This window comes from Limnobacter sp. (assembly GCF_036405155.1).
Lineage (GTDB): Bacteria > Pseudomonadota > Gammaproteobacteria > Burkholderiales > Burkholderiaceae_B > Limnobacter.
In genome coordinates this window covers 25,767-47,474 of sequence record NZ_DASWYD010000007.1, presented here as the reverse complement: position 1 = coordinate 47,474, position 21,708 = coordinate 25,767, and the positions used below count along the sequence as shown (strand labels likewise).

Sequence of the window (21,708 nt, the reverse complement as noted above, 5' to 3'; positions counted from 1 at the left end):
CGATTGCATGAACAAACAAGGAGTAATGCACATGACAACACGCATCGAACCCACCAACACCCGCAATGTATACCGGTGGCTGGCCGCCAGCGCCTTTGCACTGGCATTGCCCTTGGGCGCTGCACAGGCCGCCATGCCTGCCGCGGGTGATGCAACCGCTGCGCCACCCCCACCCCCGCACGAAATGCGCGGTGGGCATGGCATGGAGCGGCATGAGCATGGCCCCATGGCCCTCCTGAAAAAACTGAACCTGACGCCAGACCAGAATGCGAAGGTGAAGCAGATTTTGGACAAGCAACGGGCCAGCATGGACGGCAAACGCGAAGCCCACAAAGCCCACCGCGACGAGATGCGCGCACTGGTGGAAAGTGACACGTTTGACCAAGCCAAGGCCACGCAGTTGATTCAGCAGCAACAGCAGCAGGAATTGAATGACCGGCTGAGCATGCTGCAAACCCAGCATGACATCTACATGGTTTTAACACCCGACCAGCGCACCAAACTGAAAGCACTGGAAGACCGCCGCGAGCAGCGATGGAAAAACCGCGACGGGCAAAAGCCCGTGAAGTGACCTTTTCGACGGATTGTCTCTCTCTCCACAATCCCAGAAAAAAACCCCGAGGGGCCAAGCCCTTCGGGGTTTTGTTTTTTGCAATGCCTGATGTAATTAACGTGGCAATACAGTCGCGCCCATCAAGAACTGGTCCACCTCGCGGGCGGCCTGGCGTCCTTCGCGAATGGCCCACACCACCAAGGATTGGCCACGGCGCATGTCGCCGGCTGCAAACACCTTGTCCACGTTGGTGCGGTAGCAGCCTTCACCATCGGTGGTGGCTTTGGCGTTGCCCCGGTTGTCTTTGTCAACACCGAAGGCGTCCAACACGCTCTTGGCGGGGTTGGTAAAGCCCATGGCAAACAGCACCAGGTCGGCGGCAATTTCAAATTCACTACCAGGCACTTCCTGCATTTTCATCTGGCCGGTGGCGTCGTCTTTCACCCATTCCACCTTAGCGCACAGGGCGGCTTTCACGTTGCCTTTGCCATCGTCGATGAACTTCTTGGTGGTCACCGCGAAATCGCGTTGTACACCTTCTTCGTGGGAAGACGATGTGCGCATTTTCATGGGCCAGTATGGCCACACCAGCGGCTTGTTTTCCTGCTCGGGTGGCTGTGGCATCAGTTCAATCTGCACCACTTGCTTGGCACCATGGCGGTTGGATGTGCCCACGCAATCGGAACCGGTGTCGCCACCGCCAATCACGAGCACGTTTTTCTTGGTGGCCATGATTTGGTCTTTCAGCTTGTCACCCGCATTCACGCGGTTTTGCAGCGGCAGGAATTCCATGGCGAAGTGCACGCCATTCAATTCACGGCCGGGCACGGGCAAGTCACGGGGCACTTCCGAACCACCGGTGAGAATGACCGCGTCAAACTGCTTCATCAGTTCTTTGGGGCTGATGGTTTCTTTGGCCAAGTTGGCAATGCCGCCTTCCACCAGTTTTTCGCCCACAAACACGCTGGTCTTGAAGGTCACGCCTTCGGCTTCCATCTGCTTCACGCGGCGGTCAATGTGGCTCTTCTCCATTTTGAAGTCTGGAATGCCATAGCGCAGCAAGCCGCCGATGCGGTCGTTCTTTTCGAACACGGTGACATCGTGACCCACGCGGGCCAACTGCTGGGCAGCGGCCATGCCGGCAGGGCCAGAGCCCACCACCGCCACTTTCTTGCCTGTTTTGGCAGCAGCAGGCTGGGGTACCACCCAACCATTGGACCAACCCTTGTCGATAATCGCATGCTCAATCGACTTGATGCCCACCGGTGCTTCGTGAATACCCAATGTACACGCTGCTTCGCAGGGTGCGGGGCAAATGCGGCCGGTGAACTCCGGGAAGTTGTTGGTGGAATGCAGCGTGTTGAGCGCATTCTGCCAATCTTGCTTGAACACCAAGTCGTTGAAGTCGGGAATGATGTTGTTGACCGGGCAGCCGTTGTTGCAGAACGGAATGCCGCAGTCCATGCAGCGTGCGCCCTGTACTTTGGCCTGTTCGTCGGTCAGCGTCAGCACAAATTCCTTGTAGTGCTTCACGCGCGCCTGGGGAGCTTCGTACTGCTCCTCCTGGCGTTCAAATTCCATAAAACCGGTGACTTTTCCCATTTTTTAAATCCTCATAAACAGGCAATCTGCCCCGTTGTTCTTCAAGCGGCCACTTTGGCGCCAGACTGCGCTGCCACATACAGCTCTTTCAGTGCGCGGCGATATTCGGTCGGGAATACCTTGACGAACTTTTTGCGCTCAGTGGCCCAGTTGTCCAGAATGTCCTTGGCGCGCGGGCTGCCGGTGTAGCGGGCGTGGCGCTCAATCAAGCCTTTCAGGATGGCTTCGTCGGTTTGACGCTCTGCACCCCGGGCCACGCTGTGCCAAATTTCCTTGTCGCCCTTGGCTTCCTGCTCGCTGGCGGTTTGCACGCCTTCCAGCTCCACCTGCGCCATGTTGCAGCGCTTGGCGAACAAGCCGTCGATGTCGTACACATAGGCCAGGCCACCGCTCATGCCCGCAGCAAAGTTGCGGCCTGTTTGGCCCAACACCACCACGGTACCGCCAGTCATGTATTCGCAGCCGTGGTCGCCGGTGCCTTCAATCACGGCAGCAGCGCCCGAGTTGCGCACGGCAAAACGCTCGCCAGCCACACCACTCAGGAAGGCCTCACCCGCAATCGCGCCGTACAACACGGTGTTGCCCACGATCATGTTCTCGAAGCTTTCGCCACGGAAGTCATTGGTGGGGCGCACAATGATGCGGCCGCCTGACAGGCCCTTGCCAACATAGTCGTTGCCTTCACCCACCAGGTCGGCTGTGATGCCGTGTGCCAGGAAGGCACCGAAGGACTGACCGGCTGTGCCGGTGAACTGGATGTGGATGGTGTCGTCGGGCAAACCTTCATGGCCGTAACGCTTGGCCACTTCACCAGACAACATGGCACCGGCTGTGCGGTTCACGTTTTTGATCGGGGTGATGAAGGAGACCTTCTCGCCCTTCTCCAGCGCGGGTTTGGCTTGTGCAATCAGCTTTTGGTCCAGGGCCTTGTCCAGCCCGTGGTCCTGTTCGCCTGTGTGGCGCAGGGGTTCTGTGGTGCCGGTGGGCACCCACAGCAGGCGGCTGAAGTCCAGGCCCTTGGCTTTCCAGTGGGAAATACCTTTCTTCATGTCCAGCAGGTCGGCACGGCCAATCAGTTCTTCAAAGCTGCGAATGCCCAACTGCGCCATGATTTCGCGCACTTCATTGGCCACGAAGAAGAAGTAATTCACCACGTGCTCGGGCTTGCCAGTGAACTTCTTGCGAAGCTCGGGGTTTTGTGTGGCAACACCCACTGGGCAGGTGTTCAAGTGGCACTTGCGCATCATGATGCAGCCTTCCACCACCAGCGGTGCGGTGGCAAAGCCAAATTCATCGGCACCCAACATGGCACCAATCACCACGTCGCGGCCGGTTTTCATTTGGCCGTCCACTTGCACGCGAATGCGTCCGCGCAGGCCGTTCAGCACCAGGGTTTGCTGGGTTTCGGCCAGGCCGAGTTCCCAGTTGGTACCGGCATGCTTGATGGACGACACAGGCGATGCACCGGTACCACCGTCTTGACCGGCGATCACCACGTGATCGGCCTTGGCCTTGGACACACCGGCAGCAATCGTGCCCACACCCACTTCAGACACCAACTTCACCGACACGGAGGCGGCTGGGTTCACGTTTTTCAGGTCGTGAATCAGCTGGGCCAAGTCTTCAATCGAGTAAATGTCGTGGTGAGGGGGTGGGGAAATGAGGCCCACGCCGGGCACGGAGTAACGCAGCTTGCCGATGTAGTCGGACACTTTGCCGCCGGGCAACTGGCCGCCTTCACCGGGCTTGGCACCCTGGGCCATCTTGATCTGGATTTGATCAGCAGAAGTGAGGTATTCGGCAGTCACGCCGAAACGACCCGAAGCCACCTGCTTGATGCGTGAACGCAGGCTGTCACCCTTCTTCAAGGGGAAGTCGGCAACGACCACGTCGCCCAGTTCGCTTTTCAGCGTGGCGCCTTCGGCGATGGGACCATTGCCCGGGCCAAACTTGTCCAGACCCGCACGCAATTCAGTGCGGTAACGCTTGGCGTCTTCACCACCTTCACCGGTATTGCTTTTGCCGCCAATGCGGTTCATGGCCACAGCCAGTGTGGAGTGTGCTTCGGTGGAAATGGAACCCAGCGACATGGCGCCGGTTGCAAAGCGCTTGACGATTTCTTCGGCCGATTCCACTTCTTCAATCGGAATGGCTTTGGAAGGGTCGATCTTGAACTCAAACAGACCGCGCAGCGTCATGTGGCGCTTGCTTTGGTCGTTGATGATTTGCGCGTATTCCTTGTAGGTGTTGTAGGTGCCGCTGCGGGTGGAGTGCTGCAATTTGGCAATCGCATCGGGGGTCCACATGTGCTCTTCACCACGGGTACGCCAGGCGTATTCACCACCGGCGTCCAGCGCGCCAGCCAACACCGGGTCGGGGCTGAACGCAGCTTGGTGAATGCGGATGGCTTCCTCGGCCACTTCAAACACGCCAATGCCTTCCACCTTGGTGGGTGTGCCGGCAAAGTAGGCATCGATGAAGGCCTGGTTCAAGCCCACGGCTTCAAAAATTTGTGCGCCGGTGTAGCTCATGTAGGTGGAAATGCCCATCTTGGACATCACCTTCATCAAGCCCTTGCCCACCGCCTTGATGTAGTTGTACACGGCCTTCTCGGGGCTCAGGTCACCGGTCAGGCCCTTGCTCATGTCGGCAATGGTTTCCATGGCCAGGTAGGGGTGCACAGCCTCGGCACCGTAACCGGCCAGCAGCGCAAAGTGGTGCACTTCACGGGCAGAGCCGGTTTCAACCACCAAACCAGTGGAGGTGCGCTGACCCACTTTCACCAGGTGCTGGTGAATGGCCGACGTGGCCAACAAGGCGGGAATGGCCACGTGACCACGGTCGACCAAACGGTCGGAAATGATCAGGATGTTGGCACCGTTGTTCACGGCATCGCGCGCTTCGGCACACAGGGAGGCCAGGCGGGCTTCAATGCCTTCCTTGCCCCAGGCCACGGGGTAGCAAATGTTCAGCTCATGGCTCTTGAACTTGCCACCGGTGAACTGCTCAATGTTGCGAATCTTCGCCATGTCCTTGGACGTGAGCACAGGCTGGCCCACTTCCAAGCGCATCGGTGGGTTGATATTGTTCAGGTCCAGCAGGTTGGGCTTGGGCCCAATGAAGCTGTTCAAGCTCATCACCAGGTTTTCGCGGATCGGGTCGATCGGCGGGTTGGTCACCTGCGCAAACAACTGCTTGAAGTAGTTGTACAGGGGCTTCAACTTGTTGGACATCACTGCCAACGGGCTGTCATTGCCCATGGAGCCGGTGGCTTCTTCAGCCGACACCAGCATGGGGGCCATCAGGAACTTCAGGTCTTCCTGGGTGTAGCCAAAGGCTTGCTGGCGGTCCAGCAGGCTTTCGCGCGGCTGCACGGGCTCAGGCTGGCCTTCCACTTCATCCAGCTTCACGCGGATGGTGTCAATCCACTGCTTGTAGGGCTTGGACGAGGCGAGCTGGTTTTTCAGTTCGTCGTCGTTGATGATGCGGCCGGCTTCCATGTCGATCAGGAACATTTTGCCGGGCTGCAGGCGCCACTTCTTGACGATTTTGCTTTCGGGAATCGGCAGCGTGCCGGATTCAGACGCCATCACCACCAGGTCGTCTTCGGTCACGATGTAACGGGCAGGGCGCAGGCCGTTGCGGTCCAGCGTGGCACCAATCTGCTTGCCGTCGGTGAAGGCCAGGGCGGCGGGGCCATCCCAGGGTTCCATCATGGCGGCGTGGTATTCGTAGAAGGCACGACGGTTGTCGTCCATCAGGGTGTGCTGCTCCCACGCTTCAGGCACCATCATCATCATGGCCTGTGCAATGGGGTAGCCCGCCATCACCAGCAGTTCCAGACAGTTGTCGAAACAGGCAGTGTCAGACTGGCCTTCAAAAATCAGCGGGTAGAGCTTTTGCAGGTCGTCGCCCAGCACGGCGCTTTTCATGACGCCTTCACGCGCACGCATCCAGTTGAAGTTGCCCTTGACGGTGTTGATCTCACCGTTGTGGGCCAGCATGCGGTACGGGTGGGCCAGTGGCCACTCGGGGAATGTGTTGGTCGAGAAGCGCTGGTGAACCAAAGCCAGGGCCGACACACAGCGTGGGTCCTGCAGGTCCAGGTAATACTCACCCACTTGGTTGGCCAGCAGCAGGCCCTTGTACACAATGGTGCGGGCGCTCATGGACGGTGTGAAGTATTCGGTACCGTGGGCCAGGTTCAAGGCCTTGATGGCATGCACGGCGCGCTTGCGGATCACGTACAGTTTGCGTTCCAGGGCGTCGGTCACCATGATGTCGCGGCCACGGCCCACGAACACCTGACGAATCACCGGCTCTTTGGCGCGCACGGTGGGGCTCATCGGCATGTCGGCATTCACCGGCACATCGCGCCAGCCCAACAACACCTGGCCTTCGGCCTTGATGGCGCGTTCCATTTCCTGCTCGCAGGCAATGCGGGAAGCGGTTTCCTTGGGCAGGAACAACATGCCCACGCCGTATTCACCGGCAGGTGGCAATGTCACGCCCTGCTTGGCCATTTCTTCGCGGAAGAAGGCATCGGGAATTTGAATCAGGATACCGGCACCGTCGCCCATCAATGGGTCGGCACCCACGGCGCCCCGGTGGTCCAGGTTTTCCAGAATTTTCAAGCCGCTGGCGATGATGTCGTGGGTTTTCTTGCCCTTGATGTGGGCCACAAAACCCACGCCGCATGCGTCGTGTTCGTATTCTTTGGAGTACAGGCCGTGTTGTTCGGCTGCCTGGCGAATGTCTTGCATGTGCAATCTCCGGAATGCGGAGGACTGTTCGCCGGCCTGAAAGGGGTGAGGCGCAACAAATCCCCATGAAATTCAGGGCTTTTAGCCCAAGTGAACACGCACTGTACTGCAGTGCGGCATGCAGATCAAGGAAAATAAATGGGGTCTGACCCCATTTTAGAGCCCCAACCCCAATTCACCAAAATAAATTAGGGACAGACCATTGAAAAATGCACGCTATTCGTGCATCGGCGGCTCAATCACGCCTTGGCGGGGCGGCCGCGCGGCCTTGGGCGGGCTGCCCGATTGGCCAAAGGTTCAACTTGCTGAAAGAAAGCATCATCGCTCCACAACCAGCCTTTGTGAATGCACTCGGTCAGCTCACGCTGGTCGCGATCGGAAAACCCTTGCTCACTGAACTGGCGGTAGCGGCTTTGGCGTTCAAACGGGGTGTTGCCCAGGGCCCAGTAGCTGGGCAAGTCCGCCAGCCATGGCTCATTCACCACACCGGCATGGGCGGCATAACTGCTCCAGGGGTAGGTGGCCAGGTCCAAGGTTTGATGCACCCGCAGGGCCAACTGCTCCACAAACAGGCAAGCCTTCAAGCTGCGCGAGCCGGGCTGCACCACGGTGGACTTGAAACGCGGCTCCCACACCGGGCCACCCAAGGTGGGCTGGGCGTCTTTAATCACCGGCGAAAAATGGCGATTCAGGTTTTGCACAAACCGCCCCGCCTGCTGGGCATCGGTGACCAGCAACATGACCATGGCGCCCACAGTGGCCAAGCCGTAGGCATGCACCTGAACTCCCTCTTCCCGGGCACTCACCGGCAGACGGTCGCGAAAAAAGGCAAAGGCCTCACGGGTTTTGAACACGTCCTGCCCGCCCACGCCTTGCAGCTCCAGCACCACAGGGCATTCCGGGATGAAAAGGCGAGCCTGACGGGCCATGCGCGTTGCGGTGGCTTTTAACCAGGCATGCCAGGCACTGACAGGCGCTGGTGCTCTTTCATGGCGTAGCGGTCGGTCATGCCGGCAATGTAGTCGGCAATGGCCCGCGGGGCATCGGCCTGTGCACGCTGAAAAAACTGCGGGGGAAGCAGGCGCGGGTCTTCCATGAAGGTGGCAAAGAGGTCTTGCACCACGCGCCGGGCTTTCATTGTGGCGCGCAGCACTTGGTAATGCTGGTACAGGCTTTTGCGCAAAAAGGCTTTCAGCTCCCGGTTCAACTCGGCCATGCCATCGCTAAAACCAATCAAGGCGGGTGCCTGTTGCACATCGGCCACGCAGGTGGGCTGGTGTTGCTGAATACGACGATCGGACTCGGCCAGCAGGTCTGACACCAAAGCATTGATCACCCCACGCACGGTTTCGTGGATCAGGCGGCGGCCTTCCAGCTTGGGGTGTCGTGCCAGCACACGGTCCAGGTGCTGCTTGAACAGGCGGACTTCAGCACATTGCTCCAGCGTGATCAGGCCAGAGCGCAAACCATCGTCAATGTCGTGGTTGTTGTAGGCAATTTCATCGGCGAGGTTGGTGACCTGCGCCTCCAGCACCGGGCGGCGGTTGTCCAAAAAACGCTTGGCCACATCGCCCAAACGCTCGGCATTGGGTCGGCTGCAGTGCTTCAAAATGCTTTCACGGGTTTCAAAGCACAAGTTGAGCCCATTAAAACTGGCGTATTTTTCCTCAAGATCGTCCACCACCCGCAGGCTTTGTAGGTTGTGCTCAAAGCCACCGTGGGGCTGCATGCACTCGTTGAGCGCGTCTTGCCCGGCATGGCCAAAGGGTGTGTGCCCCAGGTCGTGCGCCAGGGCCACGGCTTCGGTCAGCTCTTCATTCAGGCCCAGGTTGCGGGCAATGCTGCGGGCCAGTTGCGCCACTTCAAGGCTGTGGGTGAGGCGGGTGCGGTACAAATCGCCCTCGGTGTTTACAAACACCTGGGTTTTGTATTCCAGCCGGCGAAAGGCCGCACTGTGAATAATGCGGTCGCGGTCACGCTCAAACTCGGTGCGACCAAAAGGCGGCTCCTCGGGGTGCACACGGCCTTTTGTGTTGGCCGACGACACCGCATAGGGTGCCAGGTTGCGCTCAAAGTCCAGCATGGCAGCCTCGCAGGTCCATCAGTCTCCGGCACCCATCTCATGCAGGGTTTGCCGCACCAAGGCTTCGTCCGCTGGCGAGGTGTTGGCCTTGCCCAAGCCTTTGAGCAATACATACTTGATGGCACCGGCGTCGTTCTTTTTGTCGTGCGCCATCAATTCCATGAATTTGTTCACGCCCAGCTTGGGTGGAATGGCGGGCAGCCGGGCCTGTATCACCACCTTCTTCAGGCGGGCAGATTCTTCAGCAGTGAGCCGCCCCATGCGCTTGCACAGTTCGGCCGCAATCACCATGCCGCAACCCACGGCCTCACCATGGTACCACTGGCCGTAACCCATGCCGGCTTCAATGGCATGGCCAAAGGTGTGACCAAAATTCAGAATGGCCCGCAAGCCGCCCTCGCGTTCGTCCTTGGACACCACGTCGGCCTTGATTTCGCAACTGCGCTTGACCACCAGAGCCAACAATTCGACATCGCGGCTCAACAGTGCGGGCATGTTCTGCTCCACCATGTCCAGGTAGGCCGTGTCGGCAATGGCACCATGCTTGATGATTTCTGCCAGGCCACAACTCAACTCCCGGTCAGGCAAGGTGTTCAGGGTTGAAATGTCGGTAATAACGAGTTGGGGCTGATAAAACGCCCCAATCATGTTTTTGCCCAGCGGGTGGTTGATGCCGGTTTTGCCGCCCACCGAGCTGTCCACTTGGCTGAGCAGCGTGGTGGGCACTTGAATAAAAGGAATACCCCGCATAAAAGCCGACGCAGCAAAACCACCCATGTCGCCAATCACGCCGCCGCCCAACGCCACCAGAACAGTTTTGCGGTCGCAGTGGTTGTGCAGCAGCGCATCAAACACGCGTTGCAGGGTGGGCCAGTCTTTGTATTCTTCGCCATCGGGCAGCGTTACGGTGTGAACCGCTTTGGCGCCGGCTTCGCGCAATGTGGCATTCAGGCGGTCAGCGTACAGCGGGCCCACGGTGGTGTTGGTGCACACCATCACAGTTCGGCCGTTCACCACCGGCGCAAACAGCTCGGCGCGGGCCAGAAGGCCACTGCCGATGTGTATGGGGTAACTGCGGTCCCCAAGGTCCACGTTCAGACTGTGCATGCTCATTTGCTTCCCACAGGGCTGCGGGCCTTTTCAACCCCCACGGCCTGACAGATTTTACTCACCAGTTGCGAGACTGGCTGACGGCCAGTTTCCACCACCACATCGGCCACCGATTTGTACAACGGCAGACGCAGCGCCAGCAACTCTTCGATTTTTTTGCGCGGGTTGGGCCCTTGCAAAAGAGGCCTATTCTTATCCAAACGGGTGCGCTGGTAAAGCTCTGCGGCAGACGCGCTGAGATACACCACCGAGCCGACCCGTTTCAGGGTCGAGCGGTTTTCTTCGGCGAGTACAATGCCACCGCCGGTGGCCACCACCAGGCCTTCGCGGCCTTCCAGTCCCGTCAACACGTGGCTTTCCCGGCGACGAAACCCGGCTTCGCCCTCAATTTCGAAGATGGTGGGAATGCTGACACCGGTCTGCTGTTCAATCAGGTGGTCGGTGTCTACAAATTCCCAAGACAGATGTTTGGCCAAGGCCTTGCCGACTGTGCTTTTGCCGGCACCCATCATGCCCACAAGCACAATGCATGGATTAGACACTTCATCAAATGTTGATCGTCAATCAACGCATTGTACGGTAAAGCGGGCTCTCAGGAGTCTTGCAACACCACGGGGGTCAAGAAGATGAGCAGTTCGGCCCGGCGCTTGCTGCCAGTGCTCCCTTTGAACAAGTGGCCCAATATCGGGACATCGCCCAGGCCAGGCACCTTGTCTTTTTTGTCGCTGTCCTCTTCTTCAAAAATGCCACCAAGCACCACGGTGCCACCATCGCTGACCAACACCTTGGTTTTGACGCGGCGGGTGTTGATGGCAGGGCCATTGGCCGTGGTCACGCCCAAAGAATCCTTGGACACATTGACCTCCAGCAAAATGGTGCCGTCCGGCGAAATTTGTGGTGTCACGTCCAGTTTCAAATTGGCCTGCTTGAATTCAATGGCCGTGGCACCGCTGCTGGTGGCCACCTGGTATGGAATTTCCGTGCCTTGCTCAATCACGGCAGGTTCTTTGTTCGAGGTGATGACGCGCGGGTTGGACACGGTGCGCACCTTGTCTTCAGTCTCCAGTGCGCGCAACTGCAGGTTGATCAAGCGGGTGGAGGCTTTGTTGTACAGGGTGTAGGCCAGCACATTGCCAGCGTCCGACCCAGTGTCGATAAACCCTTTTTTACCGAAAATGTCGCCCACATCGTTAAAAGCGGTGGAACGACTGTCGGTGGCGCGCACCCGGGCCCCCAATTGGCGTGAGACGGTGGTGTCGGCCAACACCACTTTGGCCTCAATCATGACCTGCTTCACCGGCTTGTCCATGCTCTGGATGATGGCGCGAATGCGTTCAATTCGGCTGGGCGTGTCCTGGATAAAAATCTGGCTGGTGCGCTCGTCCGACAGGATGGTGCCGCGCGAGGACAGCAATTTCGAATCCTTGGCTTTGATGAGATTCAACACTTCGGCCGTCTTCTGGTAGCTGACCACAAAACTGCGGGACACCAGCGGCTCCATGTCGTCTTGCGCACGCTGGTTGGCGGCCTCCAGTTGATCGCCGCCGCCATCGGCCGGGTTCGACACCAGCAATACATTGCCCGACTGGCTGGACACCAACCCCTTGGACCGCAACACAATCTCCAAGGCCTGGTCCCACGGCACATCCTTGAGATGGACCGTGACCTTGCCCTGCACCGAATCGCTCACGACCAGGTTCATCTTGGTGAACTCGGCAAACACCTGCAAGACGGTTCGGATGTCAGCCTCTTTGAAATCCAGGCTGATGGGGCGACCACTGTAACGGGCCAACAAGCTGTTGAGCTCGCTGGCGGGTGTTGCAACCGGCTTGCCCGACACAGCCTCGCCCACCAGTGGGTTGCTGCCCTCGGCGGCCATGGCCACAGGCTTGAACACAATGTCCAGCTGAGCACCTTGTTGGCGAATTTGGTGCCGAACACCTGCCCCCCGCATTTGCAAAGTCAATGCTTCGTCACCGCCCTCGAGCTTCACCTGACTCAGTCGCCCAGAAGGCGCGTTCGCAAGCGCGGACTGCACGCCATCGGCCAACACTGCCAAAGGAAAACGGAATCGGTAACGGTCTTGCTTGATGAAGGTGTCCAACTTCATTTCACTGCGATCAAACGTCAACCGCAGCACATCGGCATCTCCTTCCTGCAACCAGCTTACGCCCTGCAAGCGAACGCTCTGAGGGCGTGCCAGGGCTTGTTTACCCAACGCTTGGGCAACCATGGGTTTGAGTGCACTGTCATCGCTCAACTTCGAGCCCAACTCTGAGCCTGGTACAAACGGCTTGGGGCCCTGAAAAACCAGTTTCAACTCGTTGGGCTTGTCCGACTTGACCACGGTGTACCGGTTGTTCATGCCAATCACCAGGCGGCTTTGTGACTGCACATCCATCCACTCCAGGCTGTTCAGTCGGCCCTCCTTGTTCAAGCTGGGGGTTTCGACTGAATGGCCAACTGGCTCCAGAAATTGAATCACCTGGCGATCCGGGTTACCGATCTGAAACAGCCGGACTGGTTTGGTCAGGCCCTCGGAGAAGGTCAACGTCACCTCAGTGTGGTCTGCGGCATCCTCGAGCGCCACACGCTCCAGGGTGGCCGACATGGCCCCTGGCGTCCACAGCAAGCTGGCCATGCAACACCACAGCACAACGGGTTTACAAATCGCCTTCATTCGTATGGTGAGCATCTTCATTCCTCGCTTGGAGTGGGCGCATTCAAATAGAGCGTGACTGGGCGATGGCCTTCGGCGCGGGTTAAGGGCAACAACACCACGCGTTCTGCGTCCACCTTGTCAACTCGCCATTGCCGGTCAATGACCGCACCGGGTGCAACCACCTGGTCCCGGCTGCCATCATTCAAAATCGCCACCCGTTTGGGGCCAGCACCAATCAGCCCCGTCATGGTCCAGTTCGCCATCCCGGGTGCAAAGGTGCGTGCAACCACACGGTCGCCATTCAATGACTGCTCCAGCAAACGGCCATCGATGGCGGGCAACGGGGGTTTGGGTGGCGGGGTAAAATTCAAAGTCGCCGGGTCCGGTGTGATTGCGGTTTGACTGCGAGCCAGACGCTGTTCAATCACCTGCATTTTTTCGGCATGCAAATCCTCGGGGCGGTCCACAACACCCAGCCACGGGTTGATCAAGGCACTCATCAGCAGTTCAATCATGATTGGCTTCCGGTTTGTCCTGAGGGACGAGTTGGGCATACGCATTGAGAACACCGCTCAACACCCAGGTTTTTTCATCCTGCAACCACTGCAGCTCGAACGACTCCAGATTGGCCTGGCGAGATAGCCCAGCAATCAAATTGGGGAAACGGGACATGGCACGGCCGGAACCCGACACCCCCACCTTGACCGGCACAACACGCATCACATCCAGATTTTTTGCTTCGGTGGGTTCAAATTCCGCCAGCTTTAATTCACTGCCTTGCACGCCGGCGTTCAGGCGGGACAAAAAGACCGTCAATTCCTTGTCATTGGGCAGTGATTTCTGCAATGCCGGAATTTCCACACGAAGCTTTGCCAATTCCTCTTCAATGGCGGGCTGTTCCACCAGCAAAGCCGACTGGCCCTCCAGCTGGGTGACCAACTCGGCAATCGCCTTCTGATTGATGTCAGACTGCTCCAACTGCCCGCGCCAAAGCACCAAATAGCACAACACCAACAAAGCAAGGCCAACGCCTGCCACGACTGCGGCACGCTCGCGGGCCTTGAGCAAATGGATACGCTGCCAGGCTTCAGCCAGACTAGCGGAGGTGAGCGGTGGCATCGACGAGCTCCTGCGCAGGTTGAGGTGCTGAACCCCGTGGGTTCAGACGCATCTTCATGTCAAATTCATGGCGATTGTTGTCGACCAGTTGATTGTCCCGAACCGGCTGGCGCAGCCTCACCACCTCCACCTGGGAAAACACGCCGCGGCGCGTCTCCAATTGGTGGACCCAAGCAGTGAAAGCGGCAACCGAACTGGTGGTGCCCGACACCTGGAGCCCACCTTCTTTGAACAGCACCTTGCTCACCTCGGTGGTCTCGGGAAAACCATTTTCCAAGGCGGCCACCATGGTGCTGGCCAACATGGCTTTGTCCTGCACCGAGCGAAGTGCCAGAACCTGCTCACGCAAGGTTTGCAACTGGGCTTTCATGCTTTGAACATGCGCAACCCGCTGTGCAATTTGTTGTTGTGTGTCGCGCAAGGCATTTTGATACGCCTGCTGGGCATCCAGCCGGTCCGATATCCACAGGCTGGCTGTCGTCAGCGCCGACACGATCAAAACGAGACAGGCACTCAACTCGGCAATGACCCGCCGACGCCTGCGGTTCAAGCTGAGCTGACGGTAGGGGTAAAGGTTAAAGACAATCAAACGCATGGCATCGCCTCCAGCGCCCCAAACGGCAGCACATCGTCATGCCAGTGGGCCTGCAGCTCACGTCGCGGCGGGGAGTTCACCCAGAGCGCTGACAGCACCGCACTGCGCCGAACAATCACCTCCACGCCCTTGGTGGCCATCAAACTGCCGCCGAGAATAAGCCGCGGCGGCTCAGCATCCCGCGCAGCATGGTCCCGGTTCCAAATCGATACCAGTTTTTCCATGGCAGACACGGCTTGCACCGCCGAGAACCCCTCGTCATTGACCTCGGCCGATTCATGCAACAGCAACCCTTCGCTGTACACCCGCAATGCAATGCGATGCCCACCCAGTTGCCCATGCAGCAAGGTGGGCCCCCATGTCGGCTCGGCCTGGCTTCGAAGCGTTTGCAGATACCCGTTCAATCCAGCCAGCGTGTTGACCGTGACACCGAGGCATTGAAGCTTGAGTTGTTTGCAAGCCCGTTCCGCCTCCAGCACATGGCGCTGGTCCATGCCAGCCACAGCCAGGCTCATGGAACCATCGCTCAGCAGAGCCTTGGTTTGCCAGTCGTAGGCCATGGAAACGCCCTCATCCCCAGCCACGGTTTCCAACAACTCTTCAATTTGAAACCGGATCGATTGTTCCTCATCGTCCTGACGGGTCTGGATTTCGGCAAAATAAACCCAATTGTCGGGCAGGCTAATCACAACACCCTCTGGCGTGGGAACGCCCTGCCTCATGGACCCCAGAAGGCGGCGCAACAGCTTGGCCAGCAAATCCCCATCCAGGCTGCCCTCAACGGTCTGCAAACACTGGGACACGGATTCACGACCGCTGGCGTGGATGCGCTCGAAGCGATACACGCCATCGCGCACCACAACACTTCCGCACACCCATCGAACCGACGAATCATCCAAGCAAACGGACATTGCCGTGACGCTGCGGGAACGCGACCAGTTGCTGAATTGCAACATTCCTGGGGGTAACTGAATACGCATGTCAAAGGAACCTGAAATAGCCTTAACAACAGCCTAGAGCCAAGCGCTGCTGCTTCTAACCCTCAAGTGAGGGTCCAACCGCTAGGGGGAGGGGGCTGGAGTCCCCCTTCAGGTTTTGAATGAATTTGAGGGCTACAATGTGGGCTCCTTTGTTCACAAGAAACCAATCCACTGTGGTTACCACCAACAAGAACAGCGTTGCCTCGCGCAACAAGGGTTTTATTGCAACCGGCCTGCTTATCCTCGCAGGGCTAGCCGCAGCCGGTGCCCTGCTGCTGGGCGTAGCCCTGTCGATGATCTTCCCCAAACTGCCATCCCTGGACAGCCTGACCGACTATCGGCCCAAGGTGCCGCTGCGTGTGGTCACCAGCGATGGTGTGCTGGTGGCCGAGTTTGGCGAGGAGCGGCGGCGCCCTGTCAGCATCAGCCAGGTGCCCCTCATCATGCAGCAGGCCATTCTGGCCGCTGAAGACGACCGCTTTTACCAACACGGTGGCATTGACTTCATGGGCGTGGCCCGCGCCATGGTCACCAACGTGGTCACTGGCGGGCGGGCGCAAGGGGCCAGCACCATCACCATGCAGGTGGCCCGCAACTTCTTCCTGACCCGCGAAAAAACCTGGACCCGCAAACTATATGAAGTGCTGCTGTCCTACAAAATTGAAAGCAAGCTCACCAAAGACCAAATCCTCGAGCTATACATCAACCAGATTTACCTGGGTCAGCGCGCATACGGGTTTCAAGCCGCCGCACAGGTGTACTACGGCAAACGGCTGCAAGACATCAACGCCGCTGAAGCGGCCATGTTGGCAGGCCTGCCCAAGGCGCCCTCGGCCTACAACCCCATCGTCAACCCCAAGCGGGCGCGTGTGCGGCAGGAATATGTGCTGCGTCGCATGCACGACCTGAATTACCTGAACGATGCACAATACAAACAGGCCATGGATTACCAATTGGTGTTGCGCAACCGCAAAAACGGCGACGACCCCGATGCGCCCAGTGATGTGGCCAACGCAGACTACGCGGCTGAAATGGCCCGCCAGGCTGCGGTCGAAATTTTCGGTGAAGATGCCTACACCTCGGGCGTGACCGTCACCACCACCCTCATTTCCGACGAGCAACGCGCCGCACGCCGCGCCCTGCGCAACACCGTTATGGACTATGAGTTGCGCCAGTATTTCCGGGGGCCAGAAGGGTTTATGGAACTGCCCGCAGACCCCGCTCAAGCCGAAGATGTGATTGCCGATGGCATTGGCGACTATCCGGATTACGGATTTCTCGAAAGTGCGGTGATCCTGTCGGCCAACAGCAACGAAGTGGTGTTGTCGCAGGGCCACGGTGAAAACATCAAATTGACCGGCGCCAGCTTGAAGCCCGCCGAGAGCTGGTTAAACGATCGGGCGCCCGCCAACAAACGCCTCAAGCGCGGCGCAGTGGTTCGTTTGCTCAAGCGCAAGGACCAGCCCATCATGCTGACCCAGCTGCCCGAGGTCGAAGCCGCATTCGTGTCAGTCAACCCCCACGACGGTGCCATTCGCTCACTGGTGGGCGGGTTCGAATTCTCGCGCAACAAGTTCAACCACGTCACCCAGTCCACGCGCCAACCGGGCTCATCCTTCAAGCCATTCGTGTATTCAGCCTCGCTGGAGAAAGGCGTGATGATGACCACCATCGTCAACGACGCACCGATTTTTGTGCCCGCTGACGTGCCGGGCGGGCAAGACTGGAGCCCCAAAAACTACGATGGCAAATACGATGGGCCCATGCAGTTGAAAGACGGTTTGGCCAAATCCAAAAACATGGTGTCCATCCGCGTGCTGCAAAAAATCACCCCGCAGTATGCACAAAAGTGGGCCATGAACTTTGGCTTCCCAGAGTCGGCTGTCCCCCCCTACCTCACCATGGCGTTGGGTGCAGTCACCACCAACCCGCTGCAACTGGCCAATGCTTACTCGGTGTTTGCCAACGGGGGCTACCGCATCAACCCCTACTTGATTGAAAAAATCACCGATGGCAGCGGCCGCGTGGTGGCCCGCGCCAAGCCTGCAGTGGCTGGCGAGGAAGCCAACCGAGCCATCGACGAGCGCAACGCCTTCGTGATGAACCGCCTGTTGCGCGGCGTGGTGGAGCGTGGCACAGCCACCCGTGCAAGGTCACTGAACCGCAACGACATCGTCGGCAAAACGGGTACCACCAACGACAGCCACGATGCCTGGTTTGCAGGCTTCAACAAAGACATCGTGGGCATTGCCTGGGTGGGCTACGACCAGCCGCGCAACCTGGGTGCCCGTGAAACCGGTGGCGGCCTGGCGTTGCCCATGTGGATCGATTACATGAAAGTGGCACTGACCCACTCCCCTGAAACGCCACTGGTGGTGCCACCGGGGGTTGAACAAATCAACGGCGATTATTACTACAGCGAGTTCACACCGGGCAATGGTGGCATTGCCCGCATCGACGCCGCCGGCGGCGAAACCGGTGGCGAGGGTGGCGACGTGCCGGGCCTGTTCAACTTCCTGAAAGGCTTGGGCAATGTGTTCAGTGGCGATGGCGCACCCGCCAAACCCATTGGCAACACAGGGGGTGATGGCACCGTGATTCCGGCCCCCGAGCCTGCACGCCCCAAAAACCAGCAAAGCCAACAGCCCAAGGATGAAATTGAGCGGCTGTTTGGCAATCGCTGAAGGACAAACCGTTCAAACCATGGGCGGGCAGGTCACACCGATCTGCCCGCTCAGCAGCTCCACAAAATGCGCGGGGAAAGGTTTGGCAGTTTTGGTGTCTTGCCACTGGCCGTTTTTGTGCACATAGTGAAATCCACCCGCCCGGGCTGCCAGCCACAACTCGTGATTGGCCACTTGGCTGTTCAAAATCATCTTGCCGTGGTCTTCAAAATCCAGCGTCAGCACATTGCCTGAGCGGCTTGAATCCGCATCCAGATCGAGTGCATCCACCAGAGATTCAATATACTCTTCCACTTGAACGAGGGTGGAATCCACCAAGGCTTGGAACTCTGTATCTGTCATGAAAACATCACCTTTGATTGCTGCGCTCCGCGCCCCTGTATTGCACGCACTGCTGCCCCTGTTGGCTGCCGTGGCACTGACCGCCTGCGGCCAGCGCGGGCCACTCATGCTGCCCCAGCCACCAGCGCCACTGCCCAAACCCGCCGGGTATGACAAGGCACAGCAGCCCGCAGAGCAAAGCCAAAACAAGCCTGCCCAAGCACCTGCACAACAATAAACCCACGGGGCCCCATGCCCCGTTACCGTTCGAGATTCTACCGTGACCGACACCACCGTAAACCCCAGCAGCCTGTCCGACCAACTGCAAATTGACGCATCGGGCCAACTCACCTTCGACGGCGCTGTGCTCCACACTTTGGCCCAACAATTCGGCACGCCCCTGTATGTGTACTCTGCCCAGGCCATTCGCAGCGCCTACCAAAGCTATGCCCAGGCCTGCGCGGGGCTGGCCGATGTCACCATTTGTTATGCCATCAAGGCCAACTCCAACATCCACATATTGAAGTTGCTCGCCGATGAAGGCGCAGGCTTTGACTTGGTGTCCGCAGGCGAGCTGGCCCGAGTGCTGGCCGCTGGTGGCAACCCGGCCAAAGCGGTGTTTGCGGGTGTGGGCAAATCGGTGGACGAAATTGAATACGCCCTGAAAGCCGGTGTGGGCTGTTTCAACGTCGAGTCGGCCGCCGAAATGGTGCGCATTGGCGAAGTGGCGCAGCGCCTTCAAATCAAGGCCAATGTGTCGGTGCGCGTCAATCCCGATGTGGATGCCAAAACCCACCCCTACATTTCCACGGGCCTGAAAGAAAACAAGTTTGGCGTGTCCATGGCCGCTGCACCCGGTGTGTATGCCCATGCGCATCAACACCCCTGGTTGTCGGTGCACGGCATTGACTGCCACATTGGTTCGCAACTGACCGATGCCAGCCCCTACTTTGATGCGCTGGACCGCGTGCTGGCCCTGCTGGACCAACTGGCTGCGCAAGGCATTGTGGTCAACCACCTCGACCTGGGTGGCGGCATTGGCATCCGTTACCGCGACGAAACCCCGCCCAAACCCGCCGACGTGCTGCCCAAGTTGATTGCCCGGGTCAAATCCTGGGCCACAGCACAAGGCCGCAGCATGCCCAGCCTGTCATTTGAACCAGGTCGCTCCATTGTGGGCAACGCTGGTGTGTTGCTGACCGAGGTGGAGTTCCTCAAGGAAAACGAAGGCAAACATTTCGCTATTGTGGACGCCGCCATGAACGACCTCATGCGGCCGGCCATGTACGAAGCATTCCACGGCGTGGTGACGGTGAAGCCCAACCCCAAGGCCCGGCCCAACACCTACGACGTGGTGGGCCCAGTGTGCGAGTCTGGCGACTGGTTGGCTCGCAACCGTGAACTGGCCATCGAACAAGGCGATGTGCTGGCCATTCTGTCTGCTGGTGCCTATGGTCAAACCATGGCCTCCAACTACAACAGCCGTGGCCGTGCAGCCGAAGTGCTGGTGGAGAAGGGGCAGGCCCGGCTTATTCGCCGGCGCGAGACGATTGAAGACCTGCTGCGCCCCGAGCAGGACGTTTAAGCCACCACAGGCGCAAACCCAACAACACACCCAGCACGGCTGCATAGCCCAGCGGCCGTGCCAACAGGTTCTTGTCCAGCTTCAACCAAGTGAAATGCAACACCGCCAATGGCACCGCCAGGTACACGGCGCGGTGCACGGCTTTCCACCGACCAGCCCCCAAACGCTTCACCATGGTTTTGGTCGAGGTGCAGGCCAACACCAGTAGCAACACAAAGGCCGCCATGCCCAGCATCACATACGGACGTTTCACCAAGTCGGCCAACAACTCGCTCCACAGCAGGCTGCGGTCCAGCACCGCGTAAATCAGCACATGCAGGGCCGCATACGCAAAGCCAAACAAGCCTAGGGTACGCCGCAGTGGTGCTATAAAACCCCACCCCGTGAGGTGCCTTACCGGCGTGACAGCCAGTGAACACAGCAGGAGGATCAACGCCCAACTGCCAGTCTCGTGTTCCAGCGTTTCCACCGGGTTGGCGCCCAGCTCAATCGCCAAAGCTTTGGCCACCAGCCCCACCAATGGCAGGCTGGCCAATACCCAAGCCATGCGGCGCAGCACCTGGGGCTGCCGCCACGTGCTTAAAACCATTTCTTCAAATCCAGCCCGGTGTACAAACCCTGCACCGCCTCGGCATAGCCATTGAACAATTCGGTTTTTCGGCGGGGTGCAAACAAACCGCCCAAGGCGCCCTCGCCCAAACGCCGCTCGGTGGCCTGGCTCCAGCGGGGGTGGTCCACCATTGGGTTCACATTCGAGAAAAACCCATACTCGCGCGGTGCGCTCTCGTTCCAACTGGTGGGTGGCTGCTTCTCGGTCAGGCGAATGCGCACAATCGACTTGATGCTCTTAAAGCCATACTTCCACGGCAGCACCATGCGAATGGGCGCGCCCGACTGGTTGGGCAACACCTTGCCGTACTGACCAAACGTGAGCAGCGCCAGTTCGTGCATGGCTTCGTCCATGCGCAGGCCCTCCTTGTATGGCCAGTCCAGCACGGGTGAACGCACACCCGGCATTTGCTGTGGGTCCGCCAAGGTTTCGAAGGCCACAAACTTGGCCCGTGAATTGGGCTCCACCGCCTTCAACAAGCGGGCCAGTGGATAACCAATCCACGGCACCACCACCGACCAGGCCTCCACGCAGCGAAACTTGTAAATCCGCTCTTCCATGGGCGCCAGCTTCAACAAGTCTTCAATGGCAAAGGTGCGGGGCTTGTTGCACTCGCCCTCCACCACCACGCTCCAGGGACGGGTTTTCAGGCTCAACGCATGGCGGGCCGGGTCCGACTTGTCAGTGCCAAATTCATAGAAGTTGTTGTAGGTGGTGACCAGCGACGCATCGGTCACTTTTTCCAGCGTGGCCCACCGGGTGTTTTTGGTGGCCGGTAAATCGGCACATTCCGCCAAGGCCACAGAACCAGCAATTTTCACCTCAGCGCGCGCTGCCTGTGCCGCACCCAAAGTGCCCACTGCTGCAGCGCCCAATCGGGTTGCAGCCGCCAAGCCTTCCAATGGCCCAGCCACTGAACCCGCACCCAAAGCCTGAATCAATTTGCGGCGTTGGTTGAATACCGCTTCCGGCGTCACATCGTTGTCTCGGTACTTGTCCCAATCGGATCGTCGAAATGCCATGAAAAAACCCCCAAGTCTG

General features: G+C 58.9%; 18 protein-coding genes. 4 read left to right on the top strand and 14 right to left on the bottom strand.

All coding sequences use genetic code 11. From position 1 onward, the window contains the following. Window positions 1–31 precede the first annotated feature (31 nt). The gene (locus VGE55_RS10825; RefSeq protein WP_331131701.1) at window positions 32–571 is read left to right on the top strand and encodes a Spy/CpxP family protein refolding chaperone; all 540 of its coding nucleotides are present in this window, start codon (window positions 32–34) and stop codon (window positions 569–571) included. Between the two features lie 96 nt (window positions 572–667). Here VGE55_RS10825 and VGE55_RS10820 read toward each other — a convergent pair whose 3' ends face one another. The 11 genes from VGE55_RS10820 to VGE55_RS10770 all read right to left on the bottom strand — a co-directional run bounded on the left by VGE55_RS10820 (window position 668) and on the right by VGE55_RS10770 (window position 15,398). Then, window positions 668–2,155 (bottom strand): glutamate synthase subunit beta, encoded by a 1,488-nt coding sequence (locus VGE55_RS10820; protein WP_331131700.1) that lies wholly within the window; start codon window positions 2,153–2,155, stop codon window positions 668–670. Between the two features lie 41 nt (window positions 2,156–2,196). Then, window positions 2,197–6,918 (bottom strand): glutamate synthase-related protein, encoded by a 4,722-nt coding sequence (locus tag VGE55_RS10815; RefSeq protein ID WP_331131699.1) that lies wholly within the window; start codon window positions 6,916–6,918, stop codon window positions 2,197–2,199. 239 nt (window positions 6,919–7,157) lie between these two features. Next, window positions 7,158–7,847 carry a hypothetical protein gene (locus VGE55_RS10810; protein WP_331131698.1) on the bottom strand — a complete coding sequence of 230 codons (690 nt, stop codon included), beginning with the start codon at window positions 7,845–7,847 and terminating at the stop codon, window positions 7,158–7,160. 17 nt (window positions 7,848–7,864) lie between these two features. After that, on the bottom strand, window positions 7,865–9,001 hold the full coding sequence (locus VGE55_RS10805) for a deoxyguanosinetriphosphate triphosphohydrolase (protein ID WP_331131697.1): 1,137 nt from the start codon (window positions 8,999–9,001) through the stop codon (window positions 7,865–7,867). 18 nt (window positions 9,002–9,019) lie between these two features. Next, entirely contained in the window at window positions 9,020–10,108 is a 1,089-nt protein-coding gene (aroB, locus tag VGE55_RS10800; RefSeq protein ID WP_331131696.1) for a 3-dehydroquinate synthase, read from the bottom strand. A 2-nt stretch (window positions 10,109–10,110) separates the two neighbouring features. Beyond that, window positions 10,111–10,653: a shikimate kinase gene (locus VGE55_RS10795; protein ID WP_331131695.1), complete on the bottom strand. Its 543-nt coding sequence runs from the start codon at window positions 10,651–10,653 to the stop codon at window positions 10,111–10,113. A gap of 50 nt (window positions 10,654–10,703) precedes the next feature. Beyond that, on the bottom strand, window positions 10,704–12,806 hold the full coding sequence (locus VGE55_RS10790; RefSeq protein ID WP_331131694.1) for a type IV pilus secretin PilQ: 2,103 nt from the start codon (window positions 12,804–12,806) through the stop codon (window positions 10,704–10,706). A gap of 2 nt (window positions 12,807–12,808) precedes the next feature. Then, window positions 12,809–13,288: a hypothetical protein gene (locus VGE55_RS10785; RefSeq protein ID WP_331131693.1), complete on the bottom strand. Its 480-nt coding sequence runs from the start codon at window positions 13,286–13,288 to the stop codon at window positions 12,809–12,811. Next, a complete protein-coding gene (locus VGE55_RS10780) occupies window positions 13,281–13,892 on the bottom strand; it encodes a type 4a pilus biogenesis protein PilO (RefSeq protein WP_331131692.1) in 612 nt (203 codons plus the stop codon). The genes VGE55_RS10785 and VGE55_RS10780 overlap by 8 nt, the downstream gene beginning before the upstream one ends. Beyond that, window positions 13,870–14,487, bottom strand: coding sequence for a hypothetical protein (locus tag VGE55_RS10775; protein WP_331131691.1), 618 nt, complete (start codon window positions 14,485–14,487; stop codon window positions 13,870–13,872). The genes VGE55_RS10780 and VGE55_RS10775 overlap by 23 nt, the downstream gene beginning before the upstream one ends. Continuing rightward, entirely contained in the window at window positions 14,478–15,398 is a 921-nt protein-coding gene (locus VGE55_RS10770; RefSeq protein WP_331131690.1) for a hypothetical protein, read from the bottom strand. Before VGE55_RS10770 ends, VGE55_RS10775 begins: the two co-directional genes overlap by 10 nt. Window positions 15,399–15,640: 242 nt before the next feature. Between VGE55_RS10770 and VGE55_RS10765 the strand changes: the two genes are divergently transcribed. Continuing rightward, complete coding sequence (locus tag VGE55_RS10765; protein WP_331131689.1) at window positions 15,641–18,151, top strand: penicillin-binding protein 1A; 2,511 nt, start codon at window positions 15,641–15,643, stop codon at window positions 18,149–18,151. Window positions 18,152–18,163: 12 nt separating this feature from the next. Here VGE55_RS10765 and cyaY read toward each other — a convergent pair whose 3' ends face one another. Continuing rightward, window positions 18,164–18,493: an iron donor protein CyaY gene (cyaY, locus tag VGE55_RS10760; protein WP_331131688.1), complete on the bottom strand. Its 330-nt coding sequence runs from the start codon at window positions 18,491–18,493 to the stop codon at window positions 18,164–18,166. On the opposite strand from cyaY, the gene lptM reads away from it, so the two are divergent. Further along, window positions 18,492–18,710, top strand: coding sequence for an LPS translocon maturation chaperone LptM (gene lptM / locus VGE55_RS10755; RefSeq protein WP_331131687.1), 219 nt, complete (start codon window positions 18,492–18,494; stop codon window positions 18,708–18,710). The genes cyaY and lptM overlap by 2 nt on opposite strands. Before the next feature lie 42 nt (window positions 18,711–18,752). Next, window positions 18,753–20,057, top strand: a complete 1,305-nt coding sequence (gene lysA / locus VGE55_RS10750; RefSeq protein ID WP_414675011.1) for a diaminopimelate decarboxylase — start codon at window positions 18,753–18,755, stop codon at window positions 20,055–20,057. Here lysA and VGE55_RS10745 read toward each other — a convergent pair. Together VGE55_RS10745 and msrP are read right to left on the bottom strand one after the other, a co-directional pair. Continuing rightward, entirely contained in the window at window positions 20,002–20,646 is a 645-nt protein-coding gene (locus VGE55_RS10745; RefSeq protein WP_331131686.1) for a protein-methionine-sulfoxide reductase heme-binding subunit MsrQ, read from the bottom strand. The two genes, lysA and VGE55_RS10745, sit on opposite strands and share 56 nt — an antisense overlap. Then, entirely contained in the window at window positions 20,637–21,689 is a 1,053-nt protein-coding gene (msrP, locus tag VGE55_RS10740) for a protein-methionine-sulfoxide reductase catalytic subunit MsrP (RefSeq protein WP_331131685.1), read from the bottom strand. The genes VGE55_RS10745 and msrP overlap by 10 nt, the downstream gene beginning before the upstream one ends. Window positions 21,690–21,708 lie beyond the last annotated feature (19 nt).